The sequence below is a fragment of the Methylorubrum sp. Q1 genome (genome assembly GCF_004683995.1).
Taxonomy (GTDB): domain Bacteria; phylum Pseudomonadota; class Alphaproteobacteria; order Rhizobiales; family Beijerinckiaceae; genus Methylobacterium.
The window spans coordinates 61,784-80,797 of the sequence record NZ_SRHQ01000011.1; the positions used below are offsets into that span (position 1 = coordinate 61,784).

Genomic DNA, 19,014 nt, shown 5'->3' on the forward strand with positions numbered 1-19,014 from the left:
CGGCGCGAAAGCGGGAAACCACCATGACCATGATGCGCACGGTGTGGGTTGGCCTTTTGGTCTCGGGGGTCGGCCTTGGCAGCGTGCCCGCTCTTGCCCAGACATCCGGCAGCGCAGGATTGCCCTCCGGCTTCACTGCACCCGGCCTTCCCTTTGGCCCGACTTCGTCGGTCGCGACAGTGGCGGCGCCGAGTCCGACGATGGCCCTCGCCAATCCCGGCGGCTTGAGTTTCGGCGGCGCCTCCCGCGTCTCGGGGCTCGGCGCCTCGACACCGTCCGGTGGCAATGCCGGAGGTTTGAGCTTCGGTGGCGCGGCGGCGACGGCCGTCGGCGGCTCCGGATTGCGTTCGACCGGCGGCGGGACCAGTGCCGTCGGGCGCCGCCCCCTCGACGACGTGGCCGCCAGTGCCGGATCGGGCGGGGGAGGGGGTGCGCCCGCAGGCGCCGGCATCGCCGGTAGCGCAGGCTTCTCCCGCAGACCGACCGATGCCTATTTCGATCCGCTCTCCGGCTCCGGTCTGCGCTGACGGCAAGGGAACGTGCACCGTGCCGGGCTGTCCACAGTCTGAGTCAGCCTCGGTAAGATCTCGCTCACCACTTCGATATGTTCTATCTTCGTTCTCGTGCCGAGTCGGAGAAGGATGATGCCTAAGCCTCAAATTGCCGAGCGGAGCCGAAGCACGGTCTCATCCGCAGCAGATCTCGGGGAGGAGAGGGCCGCCTCCTGCCCCGTAGAGGAGCTTGCCCAGGCCTATCTCAGCAGCACGGGTGGCGATGCAGGCATCGCGTTGCGTTGCGCGATCACCGACGCCTTGTCCGACCTGATGGAGGCCGAGCGGCGAGACCGTGAGAACAGCCGTCTCATCTCGCGTGGCTTTGTCCGTAACACACGGCCACTTTGGTAGCGATTTGGGGCGTGGCGGTGAGACGCACCGCTTGAAGCGGGGGAGGTGGGGCGCATCTTCGAAGGGACGTTGTCCGGGATGACCGATATGCGCCTGTCTTTCCTCACGATTCTTGCGGGGCTCGCCTTCGTCGCCGCGTCACCGGCGGCGCGGGCCGACCTTCTCATCGCCATCGACAAGGATGCGCAGCGGATGAGCGTGGTGGTCGATGGCTCACCGCGCTACGAGTGGCCGGTCTCGACCGGGGTCGCAGGTCACGATACGCCGAACGGCAGCCATCGCCCGTTCCGCATGGAGAAGACGCATTTCTCCCGCGAATGGGACAACGCACCGATGCCGCACGCGATTTTCTTTACGCAGGTCGGCCACGCGATCCACGGCACCACGCACACCCGCCGTCTTGGCCGCGCCGCCTCGCATGGCTGCGTCCGCCTCTCGCAACGCAACGCCGCGACGCTCTTCACCCTGGTGAAGCAGCAGAAGATGGCCAACACCCGCGTTGTCCTCGAGGGTAGTGTCGGCGATGCCCCGGTCGCCGATGCCCAACGCCCCGGCCGAGCGCGCTCGGTCGGGCGCGGCTATGACGGCGGCGAGGGTGTGGTCGCCGTGCGCTCCCGGGGAGGGACCTGGGAGGATGAAACGTACGGCGCGCCCGTGCGCCGCCGCTACCCGGATGTGTTCGACGACGGCTATGGTTCGGGCGTCGGGTATGGCGATCTATATTGAGCGTCAGGCAACATACCCCCCGACCGTCGAATGAGCCCGGCACCGGCTATTGCGTAAGGTCGGCGATCCTCGGCCAGTCGATGTTGCCCTAACCCCGCCTCGCGATGACGAGAGAATGAATTCCATCCTCGTCGCGTGTCGGTCAGGCCGGAAAGTCCCGGCCATCGATCAGTTCGACGCCGCCGCGCCGGTTACCCGCCACACCGCATTGCCGACATCGTCCGTCACGAGAAGCGCGCCGGCCTTGTCGATCGCGACGCCGACGGGCCGCCCCTGGGCCTTTTCATCGGCGTTGAGGAAGCCGGCCAGCACGTCAACCGGGGCACCGGATGGCTGTCCATCCTTGAAGGGCACGTAGATCACCTTATAGCCGCTCTTCGGCCGACGGTTCCACGAACCGTGCTGAGCGACGAAGAGGCCGCTCTTCCAGGCATCCGGCAGGCTCGACCCCGTTGCGAAAGCGATACCCAGCGAGGCCGTATGGGTCCCGACGGCGTAGTCGGGGGCGATCGCCTGCTTCACCTTTTCCGGCCGCGGCGGCTGCACCCGTTCGTCCACGTGCTGACCCCAGTAGCTCCACGGCCAGCCATAGAAGGCGCCCTCCTTCGCGCGGGTGATGTAGTCCGGCACGAGATCGCTGCCGATCTCGTCACGTTCGTTCACCGCGGTCCACAGGCCGCCGGTCACCGGCTCGAAGGCGAGACCGTTGGGGTTGCGCAGGCCGGTGGCGTATTCGCGCATCGCCTTGGTGGCGATCGTGTATTGCCAGATCGCGGCCCGGCCCTTCTCGATGTCGAGGCCGTTCTCGCCGACATTGCTGTTCGAGCCCACGGTGATGAAGAGCTTTCGTCCGTCCGGGCTCGCGACCACGTTCTTGGTCCAGTGGTGGTTGATGCCGGCAGGCAGATCGACGACCTTTTCGGGGGCCGCCGTGATCTCGGTCTGCCCTTCCGCGTAGGGCACGCGGACCAGCGCGTCGGCGTTGGCCACGTAGAGGTCGGAGCCGACAAGCGCCATACCGAAGGGTGAGGTGAGCCCCTTGAGGAGGACGTGGCGCTCCTCGGCCACGCCGTCCCCGTCCCGATCGCGCAGGAGCACGATGCGGTCCGGACTCGCGCCGCCGGCTCCGGCGAGGCTTTTCACCCTGTCGGCCACCCAATCGGTGACGCTGGTCGAGTGGTCGCCCGATTTCGGTGCCTGGCTCTCGGCGACGAGCACGTCGCCGTTGGGCAGCACGACAGGCCAGCGCGGATGGTCGAGCCCGGTGGCGAAGGCGGCGACGCTCAGGCCCTCCGCAGCTTTCGGCTTGGCGCCCTCCGCCCAGCGCACCACGCGGGCAATGTTGACAGTCGGCATCAGCGTCGGGTTCGGCGCCGGCAGGGCCGGACTCGACCCGCTGCTCGCCGCTACGTCGAGCGAGGCGGATTCCGGATAGACGACGAAACGCAGGAACGCCGCCCCACCGAGCAGCAGGACGGCGAGTGCGGCAAGGCCGACCTTGGCAGGGGTGCGCATCGAAAACTCCGCGATACCCGATCAGGCGGTCGTGGCGGCCAGTTGCACGGCCGCCCCGTCGGCACCCGGATGGCGGCGGCTCGTATAATAGAGCCCGATCGCGTTCCAGAATGCGTCGCGCTGCTCCTGTGGGAAGCGTTGGAGCGAGGCCTCCAACGCGGTACGCCCGGCCGCGGCCGCCTCCTCGCGCATGCGCTCTTCGAAAGCGGCGGGCGTTTCCGAACGCGTTTCCATCATGGCCCGGCCCTTCGCTGACGTTGCTCCAATGTCGTCAACGTCCGTGCTCGCCACTCCGTTCAATGTCGGTCGCGGGTGAACGGGAAGGTGAGCGTGTGCCAAAGGACACACCACCCCGGTTTCGATGCCCAGGCTTAACAGTTTCTTTGCACCTGTGGGCAGAATGGTCCAGCTTGATTACCCAGCGTCGTTAGCCTTCAGGAGCCTGCATGCGAGCCGACCGGACCCTCCGTCTCCTCTGCCTTTTCGGGCTAGCGCTGACCGGTTCGGGTCTTGGGGGATGCGGTCTGTTTCCGCATCAGGCTGAGCTGACCACCGGCTCGATCGCAATGAACGCCAAAGTCGTGCAGCCGCCGACCCCTGCCGACAAGGAATGCCTCGCCCGGGCGATGTACTTCGAATCGAACCGCAGCGACGAGGATGGACTGCTCGCCGTCGGCACGGTGGTGATGAACCGCCTGGACGCGCCGGCCTATCCCGGCCGGATCTGCGAAGTCGTCGGTCAGAAGCGGCAGTTCGCCAACGGCGTGCTGACGAAGCCCGTCCGTGACCAGGACCGGCCGCGGCTGGAGCGGGTCGCCGACGCACTGCTCTCGGGCAAGCGCCACGACGGGGTGGGGCCGGCGCTGCACTTCCACACCGCAGGCTACAAGTTCCCGTACAACAACATGCACTACGTCGTCGCGGCCGGCGGCAACGTCTTCTACGAGAAGAGCGACCGCGAAGGTTATCTCCCGGCGGTCCAGCCCCGCGCCGTGGTGCAGACGGCCACCGGCCGCCTGATGCCGCTCCAAGTCGCCGCCGCGAGTTCGGGCATGATCGGGCTTCCGCTCACCGGTCGCGTCCAGCCGACGTTGACCGCCGAGTACACCGCCCCGACGGCACCCGAGCTGCGCATCCCCGGTCCAGCCCGCTACGCCTCGGCCCCCGGCCGCGACAAGCAGTAGCGGAGCCGTCCAGCGACGGGGTTACGGCCGGGGCGGGTTGTCGCCCCCGCCCTAGGCGCAGCCACCGCAAGGCCTTAAGTCAGAGATGCGGCCGGGTTGCCCGGTCCGGCTCCCGTGAGGCTCACCCCGCATCGCCATGGCCGTTGTCCTCGATCTCCTGAACAAAGACACCCGGCCCAAGCTGGATGCGCCCGCGCGTCCGCGCCATCCCGAGAAGGCGCACCGGCCGGACACCGCCATCCAGCGCAAGCCGGACTGGATCCGGGTGAAGGCGCCGGGCTCCAAGCTCTGGGCCGAGACCAAGGACATCGTCCGCGCCAACAACCTCGTCACGGTCTGCGAGGAGGCGGGCTGCCCCAATATCGGCGAGTGCTGGGAAAAGCGGCACGCCACCTTCATGATCATGGGGGACACCTGCACCCGCGCCTGCTCGTTCTGCAACGTGCGTACGGGCCTGCCGGCGGCGCTTGACGAGGCCGAGCCGGAGAAGGTCGCCGAGGCGGTGGCCAAGCTCGGACTGCACCATGTCGTCGTCACCTCGGTCGATCGTGACGACCTCAAGGATGGCGGCGCCGAGCATTTCTCGCGCACGATCGCCGCGATCCGCCGGGCAAGCCCCGGTACCACCGTCGAGATCCTGACGCCCGACTTCCTGCGCAAGCCCGGCGCCCTCGAAGTGGTGGTCGCGGCCAAGCCCGACGTGTTCAACCACAATATGGAGACCGTGCCCGGCAAGTACGTCACCGTGCGGCCCGGTGCCCGCTACTTCCACTCGGTGCGCCTGCTCCAGCGGGTGAAGGAACTCGATCCGACGATCTTCACCAAGTCCGGCATTATGGTCGGCCTCGGCGAGGAGCGGAACGAAGTCGTGCAACTCATGGACGATCTGCGTTCGGCAGAGGTCGACTTCCTCACCATCGGCCAATATCTGCAACCGACCCGCAAGCACCATGAGGTCGTGCGCTTCGTGCCGCCGGACGAGTTCAAAGCCTACGAGACCACGGCCTATGCCAAAGGCTTCCTGCTGGTCTCGGCGACGCCGCTCACGCGCTCGTCGCATCACGCCGGCGAGGATTTCGCCCGGCTGAAGGCGGCTCGTCTGGCCAAGCTCGGGCCCGCACCGGTGGCTGCCAGCATCCGCGCCGTCAACGCCTGAGCCCGAATGCCATCCTTCCGCATCACGAGGAAAGTGCGTCACACGGCGACGCAGATGTATGACCTCGTCGCCGATATCGAGCGCTATCCCGAGTTCCTGCCGCTCTGCGAATCGCTGCGGGTGCTGCGCGACGCGGAGGGGCCGAACGGCTCGACGGTGCGGGTCGCGGAGATGGGTGTCGGCTACAAGGCGATCCGCGAGCGGTTCACCACCCGCGTGAGTCTCGACCGCGAGAACCGCAAGATCGTCGCCGAATATATCGACGGTCCGTTCAGGCATCTGGAGAACCGCTGGTCCTTCCGCGATGCCGAGGGCGGTGGCTGCGAGGTCGATTTCTTCATCACCTACGAGTTCAGGAGCCGGACCCTCGGCCTCCTTATGGGCACGATGTTCGACCGCGCCTTCCGCAAATTCACCGATGCGTTCGAGGCCCGCGCCAACGCGATCTACGGCGTGCCGGCTTAGAGTGACTGACAAAACTCCCGGTCCCTGACCGATCTCGCTCTGGCGATGACAGCGCGGCAGGAATTGTGTGAGAGACACGCAGGCGCCACGGACGGAATTCCCTCCGCGCCTTCGTCGCCGGACCGAGAACGATGCGTGATCGGGCACTTCAATCTGTGCCCCCGGCTCATCCACCCTTCCGGGCCGCGAGCAGGATGCTGGTCTCGGAATTGGCGATCCCGTCGAACTGACGGATCGTGCGCAGGAGCGCGTCGAAATCGCCGAGCGTCGGCACCTCGATCTCGGCGACGATATCCCAGCGGCCATTGGTGGTGTGAAGCGCCCGGATCTCCGGCAGGCCGGACAGGCGGCGGATCACGCTCTCCGCATGGCGCCCATCCACCTCGATCAGCGTCACCGCCCGCAAGCCCCCGGGCTCCGGGTTCCGCACCGTGATGGTGAAGCCGGTGATGATTCCGGACATCACAAGACGGTCGAGCCGGGCCCGCACCGTCGCCCGCGTGACGCCGAGCGCCGCGGCGAGCTTGGCCACCGGCATCCGCGCCTCGGTTCGCAGCAGGGCGATGAGCTGACGATCGGTCGCGTCGAGCATGGTCTTTCCACTTTGAGCAGTTCAGCTTAGCAGATCGGACGATTGTCTGTCCCGATCGAGCAATTCTCCCGCTGTCGATTATCCGCTTGTCTCAGCCATGCTTGCGCCACGGAAGATTCGGGAGACGGACGTGACGCGCTACATCGGCAGTGGTGAGATGGCGGCTCTGCTGCGCCGGGAGGGGCCGGAGCCGATCCTGCGTCGTCTCATCGACGAACTCCGCGCCGATTTCCTGCGCTGGCCCGAATTCGATCTCGCCCCGCGTCTCGCGAGCCACTCGGCCGGCGGGGTGATCGAGCTGATGCCGATCGCGGATGCGCGGCTCTATACATTCAAGTTCGTCAACGGTCATCCCGGCAACACACGGCTGGGCAAGCAGACTGTCGTCGCCTTCGGCATGCTCGCGGACGTGGCGACGGGTTATCCGCTGCTGATCTGCGAGATGAGCGTGCTGACGGCCCTGCGCACGGCGGCGACCTCAGCACTCGCGGCGTCCGTTCTCGCACGGCCCGAGAGCCGCTCCATGGCGCTGATCGGCACCGGCGCGCAGGCCGAGTTCCAGGCCCTCGCTTTCAAAATGGCACTCGGCATCAGCGAGATTCGGCTGTTCGACGTCGATCCGGCGGCGATGGCGAAGGCGCGGGCCAACCTCGACGGCCATGGGTTGCGGCTCGTCTGCGCCCACTCCATCGGTGAGGCGGTGGCGGGTGCCGACATCGTGACTACGGCGACCGCCGATAAGACCCGCGCCACGATCCTCACCCCCGGCCTCGTGGAGCCGGGCCAGCATCTCAACGCCATCGGCGGCGACTGCCCCGGCAAGACCGAGTTGCACCCGGACATCGTGGCCCGGGCCCGCACGATCGTGGAATACGAACCGCAATCGCGCATCGAGGGCGAGATCCAGCAGATGCCTGCGGATTATCCCGTCACCGAATTGTGGCGCGTGCTGCGCGGCGACGCGCCGGGCCGCGTCGGCTGCGACGAGATCACCCTGTTCGACTCGGTCGGCTTTGCGCTGGAGGACTTTTCGGCCTTGTGCTGCCTGAAGGATATCGCCGGCCCCGGGCCGGGGCTCGACCTTATCCCCGAGCCGGAGGACCCGAAAGATCTGTTCGGGTCGGTCTTTTCACCGGGCATCGGGTACGAGCAAGCGGCGTAACTGGCTCGTACAGAGAGTCGGTGGCCCGTGCGACGCGTTCTTCGAAACCGAGGACGCATCACCATCAGCCTCCGGGAGAAACCGGGGGCTCAGGTTGTGAAAGGCGAATACCCACGCACAAGCTCGGCACAAGCCACGTGGTTCTGTATGATGCCTCCAGAGAATAAGACGCCATGATGCCGACAGGCCAAAGATTCTCGGAATGAGGACTGTGCACTTTTTGTCGTAGGCCGATGATTTCTGCCATTCAATCCGAAGGCCGGACCGTCGGCGCGCGTATCGCCGCGATCGCGACGCATCTCCCCGAGCGTGTCCTCACGAACGAACATCTCGCCGAACTTTATCCAGATTGGTCCTCCGAGAAGATTCTCGACAAGACCGGCATCCGCGAACGTCGTGTGGCTGCGGAGTACGAGACGGCAGGCGACCTGGCCTTTCATGCCGCCGAGAAGTTATTTGCGGCAGGCGATTGCGCGCGCGAGGATATCGATTTCCTCATTTTCTGCACCCAGGCGCCCGACTATCTGCTGCCAACCACGGCCTGCCTCCTCCAAGACCGGCTCGGCTTGGGTCGGCATGTCGGCGCGCTCGACGTGAATCTCGGGTGCTCCGGCTTCGTCTACGGTCTCGCTTTGGCAACCGGGCTGATCGCGGCGGGCGCAGCGCGCAACGTGCTTCTCCTGACGGCCGACACCTATTCCAAGTTCATCCATGAAGGCGACAAGAGCGTCCGCACCTTGTTCGGTGACGGTTCCGCAGCAACACTGATCACGGCGAGCAGCAAGTCCGTAATCGGCCCTTTTGTGTTCGGCACCGATGGCGCGGGCGGCAAGGATCTGATCGTCGAAGCGGGTGGCTTTCGCACACCTCGGGGGCCGGAGACCGGTCTGGCAGGAGAGGATTCACACGGCAATGTTCGTTCGCGCGAACACCTCTACATGAATGGTGCCAATGTGATGAGCTTTTCCTTGCGGGAGGTGCCACGCACCTTTGCGCGCCTGCTGGAGGCAAGCGGCCTAGCCCAAGCGGACGTGGATCACGTCGTCCTTCATCAAGCGAACAAGCTTATGTTGAACGCGCTGCAGCGCAAGATGGGCCTCCCCGCCGAAAAGGTGCCCCACCACTACGAGGACATCGGTAACACCGTGTCGTCGACCATCCCCTTCGTTCTGGCAAACCTGCGGGATAAGGGGCAAATGGCACTCGGTCGCCGCCTCGTCGTGATCGGGTTCGGCGTCGGACTCTCGTGGGCCGGGGCTTCGATCGTCTGCTGAGCTTCATGAAGGGATGACAATGAGCGGCTTTTACGAAGAACTCGCTGAAATCCTCGAGGTCGAGCCGGACCAAATGACGGCCGACCTGCGCCTGGAAAATACGTCGTGGGACTCGCTGGCTGTGGTCTCCACCATTGCCCTGATCGATGAGCAGTATGACAGGGCTGTCAACGCCACGGCCCTCGCTGCGTGCGAGACAGTCGGCGACATCGAGCGCTTGATTGCAGCACACCCGACCGAGAGCGAGGCGTAGATGGCCTCGAGCGGGCAGACCGCGCGCACGTCGGGATCCCGAATCGCCGGGGTCGTCTCCTGTCTGCCCTCGCGTCGAATCGAGAACGAGGACTTCCTCGATCGTTTCGGCGACAAGGTCCACGAGGTGGTCAAGATGACCGGCGTCAGGACCCGCTATTGGGTCGAGGACGGCACCACGACCTCCGACTTGTGCGCCGCCGCTGCCGAATGCTTGCTTGACCGTCTCGGCTGGGAACGCGGGAGCGTCGACGGCATCATCTTCGTCTCGCAGACGCCGGACTACCGGCTGCCGGCGACATCCTGCGTGCTGCAGCATCGGCTCAGCCTACGCACGGGCATTCTCGCCTTCGACGTGTCGCTGGGCTGCTCGGGTTATCCCTACGGTCTCTGGATGGCGATGATGATGGTCCAGACCGGCGCGGCCAAGCGGATCCTCCTCGCCGTCGGCGACACCAGCAGTATCATGAACGATCCCGACGATCGCAGCACCGCCCTTCTGTTCGGCGATGCCGGAACCGTGACCGCGATCGAAGCGACCGTTCCCGACGCCGATCCTGCTTGGTTCATTCTCGGTACCGACGGCCAGGGGGCCGACAACCTCATCGTCCCCCAGGGTGCCTTCCGCAAACGCGAGGCCACCGGCCGATTGGAGGGCCATCCCCTCGACAAGCTGTTCATGGATGGCGGTGAGGTGTTCAACTTCACGCTCAAGGCCGTGCCGTCGCTGATCAGGGACACCATGGCCGCGGCGGGCGAGGAGTTCGAGGATTACGACATGTTCCTCCTCCATCAGGCGAACGCGTTCATGATCCGACACCTCGCCAAGAAGGCGAAGCTGCCGCCGGAGAAGGTGCCGATCAACATCGACCGCTACGGCAACACCAGCAGCGCGACCTTGCCGCTGCTCATGACCACCGACCGGGCGGATGCGCTGATGACAGGCGATTGCCAGGTGGCCCTGTTCGGCTTCGGGGTCGGCTACTCGTGGGCAGCGGCCTCGATGCGGATCGGCCCGCTCCGCTGCTGCGAGACGATTTCGCTGTGATCTTCTCCCGCGAAGCCTTCGAGGGACGTCACTTCCTGATCACCGGAGCCTCATCGGGAATTGGTCAGCATACGGCGGTGCGGCTGGCGGAGGCCGGAGCGCGGGTGGCCCTGATCGGCCGCAACACCGAACGCCTTGCCGCGATCGCTGCCTTGCTCGCTGGCAACGGCCATTCCAGCCATTCCGCCGATCTGAGCGACGCCGAGGTAACCGCGGACCTCGTTCAGGGGATCGCCAAGCAGCACGGTCGTTTCTGCGGCATTTTCCATTCTGCGGGCACGGCACTGATCCTTCCGGCGCGGGCCACCAAGAACCGCCATCTCGACGATGTCTTCGCGGCGGGCGTCCGCGGCGCTTTCGGAGTCGCTCGGGCGGCTGCGAAGAAGGACGTCGTGATGGATGGCGGATCTCTGGTGTTCATGTCGTCGGTGTCGTCAATGCGCGGGCGCCCCGGCATGAGCGCCTATTCGGCTGCCAAGGCTGCGGTGGACGGTATGGTGCGCGTGCTGGCGTCGGAAATGGCCGACCGTCGCATCCGGGTGAATTCAATCGTTGCAGGCGGGATCGAGACGGCGATGCACCGTGATTTCACGGAATCCGTCGGCAGCGAAATGGTGCGGAACTACGAGGCGCTGCACATGCTCGGTTTCGGCCGACCCGACGATGTCGCCCATGCTGCGATGTTTCTACTCAGCGATGCTTCGCGCTGGATCACAGGCAGCAATATGGTCGTCGACGGGGGGTATACCGCCAAGTGAGCCGCCACCGATGAGATGTGTGTAGGCGCGCATGAACGCGGCGATCCGGATCTCGTCGCGACCGATCACACCGGGCTTCTCCGACAGTTCGACGCCCCGCTGAACATTCTCCAGGATCGCGCGGTCCTCGTCGATCACCGCGCGACCCAGCGCTTTGCCCGACTGATTGATCATATCCTGTGCCGCTCGCTGCGCGCGGGTCAGGTCGAGCTTCGGTTCGAAAAGCCGAAAGCGCAGTCCGGTTTCCGTTGCCGACAGAGGCAAAGCGTGGCCGACATAGAAAGACAGACCCTGCGTCGATGAGATGAACAGGTTGGGAAAGATGTGAATGTGAAAAAAGGAGTCGTGGGTGAACGCGCGCGTGTCGAGGTAGGCGAGCGCCTTCTGTCGCCGGGCCTCTCCGGCCGTCGCGGTGCGCGGGAAGTGGCTACTGGAATGCGGTCCGTCGAACCGTTCCTGCTCGATGCCTGCCCGGCCAATCCCGAGCGTTTTCACAAAGGTGTCCTGATGGACGACGGAGCAATGGTAGCATTCGAGAACGTTCTCGACGAGCAGCTTCCAATTTGCTGCATGGATGAGCGTTCCGGTATCGATCTCCGGCCCGAAATAGGAACCGATCTGCTCGAGCAGTGGATAGAATGCACCCAGATACTCGCGCAGAGACGGCCCGCCGCTCCGCTTACGAAAAAATACGAAAATCCCACACGTCTCAATTTCGTAACGGGTCAGGCATAACCGCTCGCGATCATCGAGCGCGAATCCGTCGCGGCGCGGCATGCCATGCGGGAAACCGGTGCTGTCGAAGCTCCAGCCATGATAGGCACACATCAGCGGCCGGTTGCCGCGCTCGCCCGGCTGGATGCGGTTGAACCGATGGCTGCACACATTGGCGAATGCCCGGATCTCGCCGCGGAAGTTCTGCAGGACGGTCGCCGTGTTCTTGTAATCGACGCAGACGAAATCGCGATCCGCGGCGAGTTCTCCTGCCAGCGCTCCGAATTGCCAAAGTGGATCGAACAGAGTGTTCAGTTCGTCGCCGAGGATCTCGGGACGGTAGTAATTTGCGCAAGGCAGCATTGGCGTTTCGTTCTCGAACCAGCCTTCTCACAACTCTCTCGACATTCTCGCCTCTCTTTCGAGGTCAGGCGGCGACCATGCCGAAGGCGTTTTCCCCGCACCACTCAAGTTCGTGGCGGCGAAGGAGGAGCGGAACAGGATTATGATGACCATCAGTTGATGTAAAGTAGCGCACTAGGTCGCCCTATGTCGACGACCCGAGGCAAGACCCGTCCGTGCGGTGAAATGCAATGCCAACCTAACAAAATAGCTTAGCATGCGAATGTTTACACCTCGAATATCGGGGAAAACACATAGAAGCAAAGAAGGGTCGGCAAAATGGCAGCGCGGGAACGCCTTATTCTGGTCGGCGCCGGCGGATTCGGGCGGGAAGTGTACTTCTGGGCAGGAGACTGCCACGCGGCAGGGACGTTGCCTCCCCTCGCCGGGTACATCGATGACGTAGTCCAACAATTGCCCGGCTATGACCTACCCCGAATTTCAAGCCTGCAGGACTACACGCCGACACCGGGCGATCTGTTCGTGGTCGCGTTGGGCGCGCCTGCCAAGAAGCGCCGCGTGGTCGAGTTGCTTCAGTCGCGTGGCGCCCGTTTCGCGACGTTGCGCCATCCGACCGCGACCGTCGTGCGCACGGCGTCGATTGCTGAGGGCGTCATCATGTGCCCCTATACCATGGCGCTGCCCGACACCCGTATCGAGCGCTTCGTGACGCTGAACAATTATTCGGGCTTTGGCCATGACAGCGTGTGCGGCGAGTTCACGACGCTGAGTTCGATGGTCGATGTCACGGGCTATGTGCGGATTGGCAGGGATGTCCTGATCGGTTCGGGGGCACGTCTCTTGCCGAAGGTGACGATCGGCGACGGTGCGACGATCGGGGCAGGTTCGATCGTGGTCCGCTCGGTTAAACCGAACATGACGGTGTTCGCCGCTCCTGCCAAGCAGCTCTCGATGAAGCCAAAAAGCTGAGCGGCAGCGGGAATTCGAAATCCAAAAATTTCGGACAGAGCGATTTCTGATCGAATCAATTCTTGCGCTGACAATTCTTCGCTTCTCAACGCCGTGCGCTGAATGAGATTTTTGCCCGCCTTCTAATGCCCCGGCTCAAGCGCTGGTTAACAACATTATTCACGCAAAGGGATCAAGACCACACCCGGCTCACGCGGAGCGGTGCGTCTCGAGCCAACCTTTCCACATGGAGCGGAAAGCGTCGCCCATGTCCCGCGCGAAGCGCGCATGGTCCATGACCGGACCATCGAACATGCGCTCGCGCAGGTTCGTGCGGATGGCGCGGAGGCGATCCGGATTATGTGCGAGTTCCAGCGCGCGGGTCGCATAACCGTCGGGCGTGTCGCCTACGAGTTCTTCCAGTCCGATCGCCTCCAGCAGCGATGAACCGACCCGCGAGACCGCTTGGCTGCCCCGCAGCGCGATGAAGGGGACGCCCATGCAGAGCGTGTCGCAACTCGTCGTCCCACCGTTGTAGGGAAACGAATCGAGGGCGATGTCGAACTCGTGGTAGAGGTCGAAATATGTCGTCGTGACGCGCGGATGCAGCCGCACACGGTCGAGCGGTATCCCGGCCATCGACAGACGTGCACTGACCTGTTCCCGAATGACGGCCGTCTCGACGTCGGCCACGACCATGAACAGACGCGCGTCGGGAAGCGCCTGCAGGATGGCGGCCCAGGTCTTCAAAGCGCCGTCGCTGATCTTCTCGAAGCGGTTCATGACACCGAAGGTGACGAAGCCGTTGTCTTCGAAGGGCGGTCGCTCCCGCACGGGCGGGATATCGTGATGCGCCTCGTAGGTGGCGGAGACGCCCGGCAGCCACCACACCGTCTCCGTGTGCAGGCTTTCCGTCTGGCCGGGCACGTCGAGACGGGCATCGGTCAGGCGGTAATCCATGGCGCGCAGCCCCGTGGTCGCCGGGTGGCCCATCCACGTGACCTGAACCGGTGCCGGCTTCCGAGCGAAGACAAGCAAACGGTGGCCGGCGCTGTGGCCGGACAGATCGACGAGGATATCGATCTTCTCCGACTCGATGAGGTCTGCGGCCTCGTCGTCGTTGAGGCCGGCGATGTTGTGCCAACCATCGAACAGAGTCCGCAGGCGGGCCGAAACGGCGTCTTCCGCCGCATGGGTCATGTAGGCGCGCGCCTCGAACTGCGTCCGATCCAGGTGGCGCAGGAACGGCTCGATGAAGCGGGCGACGGCGTGGGTGCAGAGGTCGCCCGAGACGAATCCGATTCGCAGGCGGCGGTCGGGATCACGATCGTTGGCGAAGGGGCGCCTGCGCAGCAGCGGATCGGCGAAACGTGCGCCGAAGCTGCGCGCGTCGGCCGCGTAGTCGGTGTGCGGAACGCCCTCGGCATAGAGCTTGGTGAACAGCCGGTTGGAATGGGCGGTGATATGCCTGGGATCGGTCGCGAGCGCCCGGTCGAAACTTGCGAGCGCCTCGGGCAAGTGGCCGAGACTCTTCAGGCTGCAACCGAGATTGTTGTGCGCGTTGGAGAGGCCGGGATCGAGCGCGACGGCACGCCGCGCATGGGTCACGGCCGCGCTGTGATGACTGACGCGCTGATAGACACCGGACAGGTTCGAATGCGCGATCGCGAGGTTGGGATTGAGGGAGACCGCCCGCTCCAAAGCCGAGATGGCGCCGGTGTAGTCGCCCAGCGTGATCAGGACCGCACCGAGGCTGCTGAAATAGCCGGCGTTGTCGGGGTCGCGGTAGATCGCGATGCTGAACAGGTCGAACGCCTGCTGGTGTCGGCCCTTCCCCGCGGCGATGGCGCCCGCGAGATGGGTCGCGTTGGCGTGGGTTTCGTCCAGGCCAATGACGAGGTCGGCCAGGGTCTCCGCAGCGGCGAGGTCGCCCGCGATGTAGCGCTCCTGTCCCCGCGCGAAGGCATGGTCGGCGAAATCCTTGAGGATCGCGCGTGATGCATCGTCGGCGATGTCCCGATTCCGGAATTGCTCCATCAGGGCACGCGCCTCGTCGAGCCGGTTCAGCACGAGGAGCGTCACGGCCAGAGCCAGCCAATGGCGTGGCTGCTCGGGCTCAGCCCTCAGGGCGGCGACGAAATGCGGGACCGCCGGTCCGGGTCCGTCCGCTTTGCTGGTCAGGAGGCCGAGTTCGTGGTGCGTGCCCGCGTGATGCGGCACCGCGTCCAGCACGCGCTGAAGGTTGCGGCGGGCTTTCTCATAACGTCCGGCGGTGCGGTGGGCGATGGCCTTGGCGAGGGTGCGCTCGACCGAATCCGCGGCGTGAGCGTGCTCGATCGTCCGCGATTTTCGATGTTCGCGCATGCCCGACGCTCCTTGAGAAGGCAGCACGGTAAGGACTCTATGCTCAACAAATTATTAATATCGGCTCTCATTCAGGCTGGCGCGAGACCGATCCAAGCCCTGGGAAACTGCCCCGTTCAAGGATGATCCGCCTCTCACCGTGCTGCGCTGCGACGGCTGCAGGGCAGCTCACATGAGGGCGAGATCAAACACCGGGCGTGCTTGACACAAAACTCTTGGTGATGAGTGTTCGCGCTCCGGCGACGAAAGCGCGGCGCGGGTTCTGTGGGCGAAGCTCAACCGGGCTTGCATCCGGGCAGCAGGAACCGCCCCGCCCGCGCTTCGAGCAGGCGCACCAGCGCCGGCTCCATGAAGGCGTCGTCATCGCGCACATCGAGGCAGACGATCCGGGCGTGCCGGAGCGCCGGCCGGAAGCGGCGCATCAGCTTGCGCCGATGCGCGCGCTCCATCACCACGATGATCTCCGCCCAGGCGAGGTGATCGGCCTCCACGGGCTCGTCCGCGTCGTCCGAGACACCCGCCGAAGCCGTCTCCAGGCCGGGCCACAGCGAAAACAGCTGCTCGGCGGTCGGGCTGCGGGCGCGCGCCCGGCCGCAGACGAACAGGATCCTCACGCGTTCTCCGCCAGTTCCGATTGCCGCTCGAACAGGGCGCGGTAGGCCCCGTTCGGGCGCCGCATCAGTGCGGCGTGCGCCCCGTCCTCGACGATGCGGCCCCGGTCGAACACGAGGATGCGGTCGAGGGCGCGCACCGTCGAGAGACGGTGGGCGATCACGATCGCGGTGCGCCCCCGCATCAGCCGCTCCATCGCCTCCTGCACCAGCGCTTCCGATTCCGAATCGAGACTGGACGTCGCCTCGTCCAGGATCAGGATCGGCGCATCCGCGAGGAAGGCGCGGGCCAGCGCCACCCGCTGCCGCTCGCCGCCGGACAGCTTGACGCCGCGCTCGCCCACCAGCGTGGCGTAGCCCTTCGGCAGCCGCGCGATGAAATCGTGCGCGTTGGCGAGCTGCGCCGCCCGCTCGATCTCTTCGAGCGAGGCGCCAGGCCGGGCATAGGCGATGTTCTCGGCGAGCGAGCGGTGGAACAGCACCGGCTCCTGCGGGACGATGGCGACCTGCGCCCGCAGGCTCGCCTGCGTCGCGCCCGCCACGTCCTGCCCATCGATGCGCACGTGCCCGCCGCTCACGTCGTAGAGCCGCTGGATCAGCTTGACGAAGGTCGTCTTGCCCGACCCGGAGCGCCCGACGAGACCGACGCGCTGGCCGGCGGGAATCGTCACCGACAGCCCGTCGTAGAGTGGCGTGCCGTGGGTGCCGTAGTGGAAGCGCACCGCGTCGAATCGGATCGCGCCGCCACTCACAGCGAGCGGCACCGCGCCCGGACGGTCGGCGACGCCCAAGGACTCGGCTTCGAGGGCGACCAGTTCCTCCATCTCGTTGACCGAGCGTTGCAGGTGGTTGATGTGCCCGCCGATGTCGCGGAGATAGCCATGCACCACGAAGTAGGTGGTGAGCACGTAGGCCACTTCGCCGGGGCTCGCTTGGCCCTGCCACCACAGCCATAGGGCCGTGGCGACGATGGCGCTGCGGAAGGCCAGCAGCAGCCCGAGCTGAATGGTGCCGCTCCACGTCACGATCATCCAGGTGCGCCGGGTGCGCCGCCGCCACTTCGACAGGACGCGCGCGAGCCGCTCGTCCTCCCGCGCCTCGGCGCCGAACGCCTTCACCACCGCGTTGTTGCCGATCGTGTCGCTGAGCGCGCCGCCGAGCCGGGTGTCGAGGGCGTTCGAGAGCGTCGCCGCAGGGGCGATCACCCGCGTCGCCAGGAACACGGCGGTGCCGACATAGGCGAGCGTGCCGAACCCGATCACCGCGCCCATCGCCGGCCAATGCAGGCCGAGCACCACGGTCGTGCCCATGAGCACGACGACGGAGGGCAGGATCGAGAGCAGGAGGACGTCGTTGAGCCCGTCGAGCGCCCACATCCCCCGCGAGATCTTGCGCACGGTGGAGCCGGAGAAGGTGTTGGCGTGCCACTCGGTCGAGAAGCGCTGGACGCGTGCGAAGCTCTGGCTCGCGACGTCGGACATCGTGCCGAGCGTCAGCGGCACCACGAGGCTCCAGGCGACATGGCGCAACAGCACGGCCGCGAGGCTCAGCGCGGTCATGATGGCGAAAGCCGGCAACGCAGCCTCAAGGGCGGCGTGTCGCTCGGCACCGGCGAGCGCATCGACGAGGCGCCCGGCATAGAGTGGCAGCATCACGTCGGCCAGCGTGGCGAGCGTGATCGCGGCCACGAGGGCGGAAACGAGGCCGAGGCGCCGGCGCCAGCCACGGACGACGAAGGCAAGGACGCGGCGGACAACATCCGCGCGCCGGGGAGAAGACAGGGACATGGCAGTGCCCGACGACGAAGCGTCGGCTCCGAAATACGCGGGCGCCGCGGATTGGAACGCGCGGTCCGGCGAGGTCAGATCGGGGAGGGTGCGTGAGCTGCGCGGGCCGTCAGGCCGGGCGGCGGGGGAATGCGCCTAGGCAATTCCGGCAGGCGCTACAGCGATTCCTGCACGACGGAAGACGATGCCGACAACCATGCTGCGTCTCCCTGTTCGAACGCGACCGGCTCGACCGATAACGATCGGGGTTTCGATTCGCAACGTCCAATACCGGTCCGCCCGACCGTCCACTTGTCGGAGAGCGGCACCGGCGAAGTCCAGGAAGGCACGCATCGCTCGTTCGTTATGCAACATCTTCGCGCTTTGCGACTTCCCGTGTCGCGCCGTACTTGCCTGGCATGACAGAGCCGACGCCGTCTCGGCCAAAGGCAGGACGAAGACAGCGCGCAGCAAGTAGGTAAACAGCAGTGCAGAAGGCGATACGTCATGATCGAGGTCACTGCCTCGCAATGACGAGATGGAGTGCCGATGACGCTACCCGCAGGTCCCCCGTCGAACCTGACCTGGCAGGTGCTGCAACCGCGTGAGAGACGTTGGGCGCAGATGGGACAGCGCCCGGCCATCGCATGGCTGACGGGTCTGTCCGGTGCCGGCAAATCGACCATTGCCGATGCGGTCGATCGCGCGCTGACGGAGGCGGGCCGTTGCACCATGGTGCTCGATGGCGACAACCTGCGTCAGGGCCTCAATCGCGGCCTCGGCTTCACCGCGGACGACCGGATCGAGAACATCCGCCGCGCCGCCGAGGCCGCCCGCCTCATGGCAGAGGCCGGCCTCGTGGTGATCGTCTCCCTGATCTCGCCGTTTCGCGCGGAACGCGCGGCGGCCCGGGCGATTGCGGGCGACATCCCCTTCCTCGAAGTGTTCATCGACACGCCGCTCTCGGTCTGTGAAGCCCGCGATCCCAAGGGCCTCTACGATCGGGCGAGGGCGGGCAAGATTCCCAACTTCACCGGGATTTCGGCTCCGTACGAGGCACCGACCGAACCGGACCTCGCGCTCCAGACCCGTGACCACGCCGTCGCAGACTCCGCCCAGCCGCTCATCGCCGCGCTGCTACGCCTGAGTGCCCATGGGCCGGGCGGACCGGCCTAGGGCGCTCGTTGCTGCGGCGCGCGCCCAGGAAGGGG

The 19,014-nt window shown here is 65.7% G+C and carries 20 protein-coding genes; 13 read left to right on the plus strand and 7 right to left on the minus strand.

The genetic code is table 11. The features are described 5' to 3' along the window. Positions 1 to 200: 200 nt before the first annotated feature. The 3 genes from E4V01_RS26175 (at position 201) to E4V01_RS12390 (ending at position 1,631) form a co-directional block, all read left to right on the plus strand. Entirely contained in the window at positions 201 to 527 is a 327-nt protein-coding gene (locus E4V01_RS26175) for a hypothetical protein (RefSeq protein ID WP_245517531.1), read from the plus strand. Positions 528 to 644: 117 nt separating this feature from the next. Further along, positions 645 to 905, plus strand: coding sequence for a hypothetical protein (locus E4V01_RS26180; protein WP_135298539.1), 261 nt, complete (start codon positions 645 to 647; stop codon positions 903 to 905). A gap of 87 nt (positions 906 to 992) precedes the next feature. Beyond that, complete coding sequence (locus E4V01_RS12390) at positions 993 to 1,631, plus strand: L,D-transpeptidase (RefSeq protein ID WP_245517533.1); 639 nt, start codon at positions 993 to 995, stop codon at positions 1,629 to 1,631. A gap of 168 nt (positions 1,632 to 1,799) precedes the next feature. Here E4V01_RS12390 and E4V01_RS12395 read toward each other — a convergent pair whose 3' ends face one another. Both E4V01_RS12395 and E4V01_RS12400 read right to left on the minus strand, forming a co-directional pair. Continuing rightward, positions 1,800 to 3,146, minus strand: a complete 1,347-nt coding sequence (locus tag E4V01_RS12395) for a sorbosone dehydrogenase family protein (protein WP_135298541.1) — start codon at positions 3,144 to 3,146, stop codon at positions 1,800 to 1,802. A gap of 21 nt (positions 3,147 to 3,167) precedes the next feature. Beyond that, positions 3,168 to 3,383, minus strand: coding sequence for a hypothetical protein (locus E4V01_RS12400; RefSeq protein ID WP_135298542.1), 216 nt, complete (start codon positions 3,381 to 3,383; stop codon positions 3,168 to 3,170). Positions 3,384 to 3,592: 209 nt separating this feature from the next. On the opposite strand from E4V01_RS12400, the gene E4V01_RS12405 reads away from it, so the two are divergent. From E4V01_RS12405 to E4V01_RS12415, 3 genes are all read left to right on the plus strand, one after another. After that, positions 3,593 to 4,330 (plus strand): cell wall hydrolase, encoded by a 738-nt coding sequence (locus E4V01_RS12405; protein ID WP_135298543.1) that lies wholly within the window; start codon positions 3,593 to 3,595, stop codon positions 4,328 to 4,330. 136 nt (positions 4,331 to 4,466) lie between these two features. Next, the gene (gene lipA / locus E4V01_RS12410) at positions 4,467 to 5,486 is read left to right on the plus strand and encodes a lipoyl synthase (RefSeq protein ID WP_003597435.1); all 1,020 of its coding nucleotides are present in this window, start codon (positions 4,467 to 4,469) and stop codon (positions 5,484 to 5,486) included. A gap of 6 nt (positions 5,487 to 5,492) precedes the next feature. Further along, complete coding sequence (locus E4V01_RS12415) at positions 5,493 to 5,951, plus strand: type II toxin-antitoxin system RatA family toxin (protein WP_135298544.1); 459 nt, start codon at positions 5,493 to 5,495, stop codon at positions 5,949 to 5,951. 166 nt (positions 5,952 to 6,117) lie between these two features. Here the strand turns inward: E4V01_RS12415 and E4V01_RS12420 are convergent, their stop codons facing one another. Then, on the minus strand, positions 6,118 to 6,543 hold the full coding sequence (locus E4V01_RS12420) for an Lrp/AsnC family transcriptional regulator (protein ID WP_060770221.1): 426 nt from the start codon (positions 6,541 to 6,543) through the stop codon (positions 6,118 to 6,120). Between the two features lie 130 nt (positions 6,544 to 6,673). Here E4V01_RS12420 and E4V01_RS12425 point away from each other — a divergent pair, with 130 nt between their 5' ends. The 5 genes from E4V01_RS12425 to E4V01_RS12445 all read left to right on the plus strand — a co-directional run bounded on the left by E4V01_RS12425 (position 6,674) and on the right by E4V01_RS12445 (position 11,037). Further along, the gene (locus tag E4V01_RS12425; protein ID WP_135298545.1) at positions 6,674 to 7,705 is read left to right on the plus strand and encodes an ornithine cyclodeaminase; all 1,032 of its coding nucleotides are present in this window, start codon (positions 6,674 to 6,676) and stop codon (positions 7,703 to 7,705) included. 233 nt (positions 7,706 to 7,938) lie between these two features. Then, entirely contained in the window at positions 7,939 to 8,979 is a 1,041-nt protein-coding gene (locus E4V01_RS12430) for a 3-oxoacyl-ACP synthase III family protein (protein WP_135298546.1), read from the plus strand. A gap of 19 nt (positions 8,980 to 8,998) precedes the next feature. Continuing rightward, positions 8,999 to 9,232: an acyl carrier protein gene (locus E4V01_RS12435; RefSeq protein WP_135298547.1), complete on the plus strand. Its 234-nt coding sequence runs from the start codon at positions 8,999 to 9,001 to the stop codon at positions 9,230 to 9,232. Then, complete coding sequence (locus E4V01_RS12440; protein ID WP_135298548.1) at positions 9,233 to 10,279, plus strand: 3-oxoacyl-ACP synthase III family protein; 1,047 nt, start codon at positions 9,233 to 9,235, stop codon at positions 10,277 to 10,279. Continuing rightward, positions 10,276 to 11,037 (plus strand): SDR family NAD(P)-dependent oxidoreductase, encoded by a 762-nt coding sequence (locus E4V01_RS12445; protein WP_060770224.1) that lies wholly within the window; start codon positions 10,276 to 10,278, stop codon positions 11,035 to 11,037. Before E4V01_RS12440 ends, E4V01_RS12445 begins: the two co-directional genes overlap by 4 nt. Here E4V01_RS12445 and E4V01_RS12450 read toward each other — a convergent pair. Beyond that, positions 10,966 to 12,114, minus strand: a complete 1,149-nt coding sequence (locus E4V01_RS12450) for an aromatic ring-hydroxylating dioxygenase subunit alpha (RefSeq protein WP_135298549.1) — start codon at positions 12,112 to 12,114, stop codon at positions 10,966 to 10,968. The genes E4V01_RS12445 and E4V01_RS12450 overlap by 72 nt on opposite strands. A gap of 318 nt (positions 12,115 to 12,432) precedes the next feature. Here E4V01_RS12450 and E4V01_RS12455 point away from each other — a divergent pair, with 318 nt between their 5' ends. After that, on the plus strand, positions 12,433 to 13,083 hold the full coding sequence (locus E4V01_RS12455; RefSeq protein WP_060770226.1) for an acetyltransferase: 651 nt from the start codon (positions 12,433 to 12,435) through the stop codon (positions 13,081 to 13,083). A gap of 189 nt (positions 13,084 to 13,272) precedes the next feature. Here the strand turns inward: E4V01_RS12455 and E4V01_RS12460 are convergent, their stop codons facing one another. The 3 genes from E4V01_RS12460 to E4V01_RS12470 form a co-directional block, all read right to left on the minus strand. Then, the gene (locus tag E4V01_RS12460; protein WP_135298550.1) at positions 13,273 to 15,426 is read right to left on the minus strand and encodes a tetratricopeptide repeat protein; all 2,154 of its coding nucleotides are present in this window, start codon (positions 15,424 to 15,426) and stop codon (positions 13,273 to 13,275) included. A gap of 275 nt (positions 15,427 to 15,701) precedes the next feature. After that, the gene (locus tag E4V01_RS12465) at positions 15,702 to 16,040 is read right to left on the minus strand and encodes a low molecular weight protein tyrosine phosphatase family protein (RefSeq protein ID WP_135298551.1); all 339 of its coding nucleotides are present in this window, start codon (positions 16,038 to 16,040) and stop codon (positions 15,702 to 15,704) included. Further along, positions 16,037 to 17,824 carry an ABC transporter ATP-binding protein gene (locus tag E4V01_RS12470; protein ID WP_135298552.1) on the minus strand — a complete coding sequence of 596 codons (1,788 nt, stop codon included), beginning with the start codon at positions 17,822 to 17,824 and terminating at the stop codon, positions 16,037 to 16,039. The genes E4V01_RS12465 and E4V01_RS12470 overlap by 4 nt, the downstream gene beginning before the upstream one ends. Positions 17,825 to 18,352: 528 nt before the next feature. On the opposite strand from E4V01_RS12470, the gene cysC reads away from it, so the two are divergent. Further along, entirely contained in the window at positions 18,353 to 18,979 is a 627-nt protein-coding gene (gene cysC, locus E4V01_RS12475) for an adenylyl-sulfate kinase (protein ID WP_135298553.1), read from the plus strand. Positions 18,980 to 19,014: the final 35 nt, after the last annotated feature.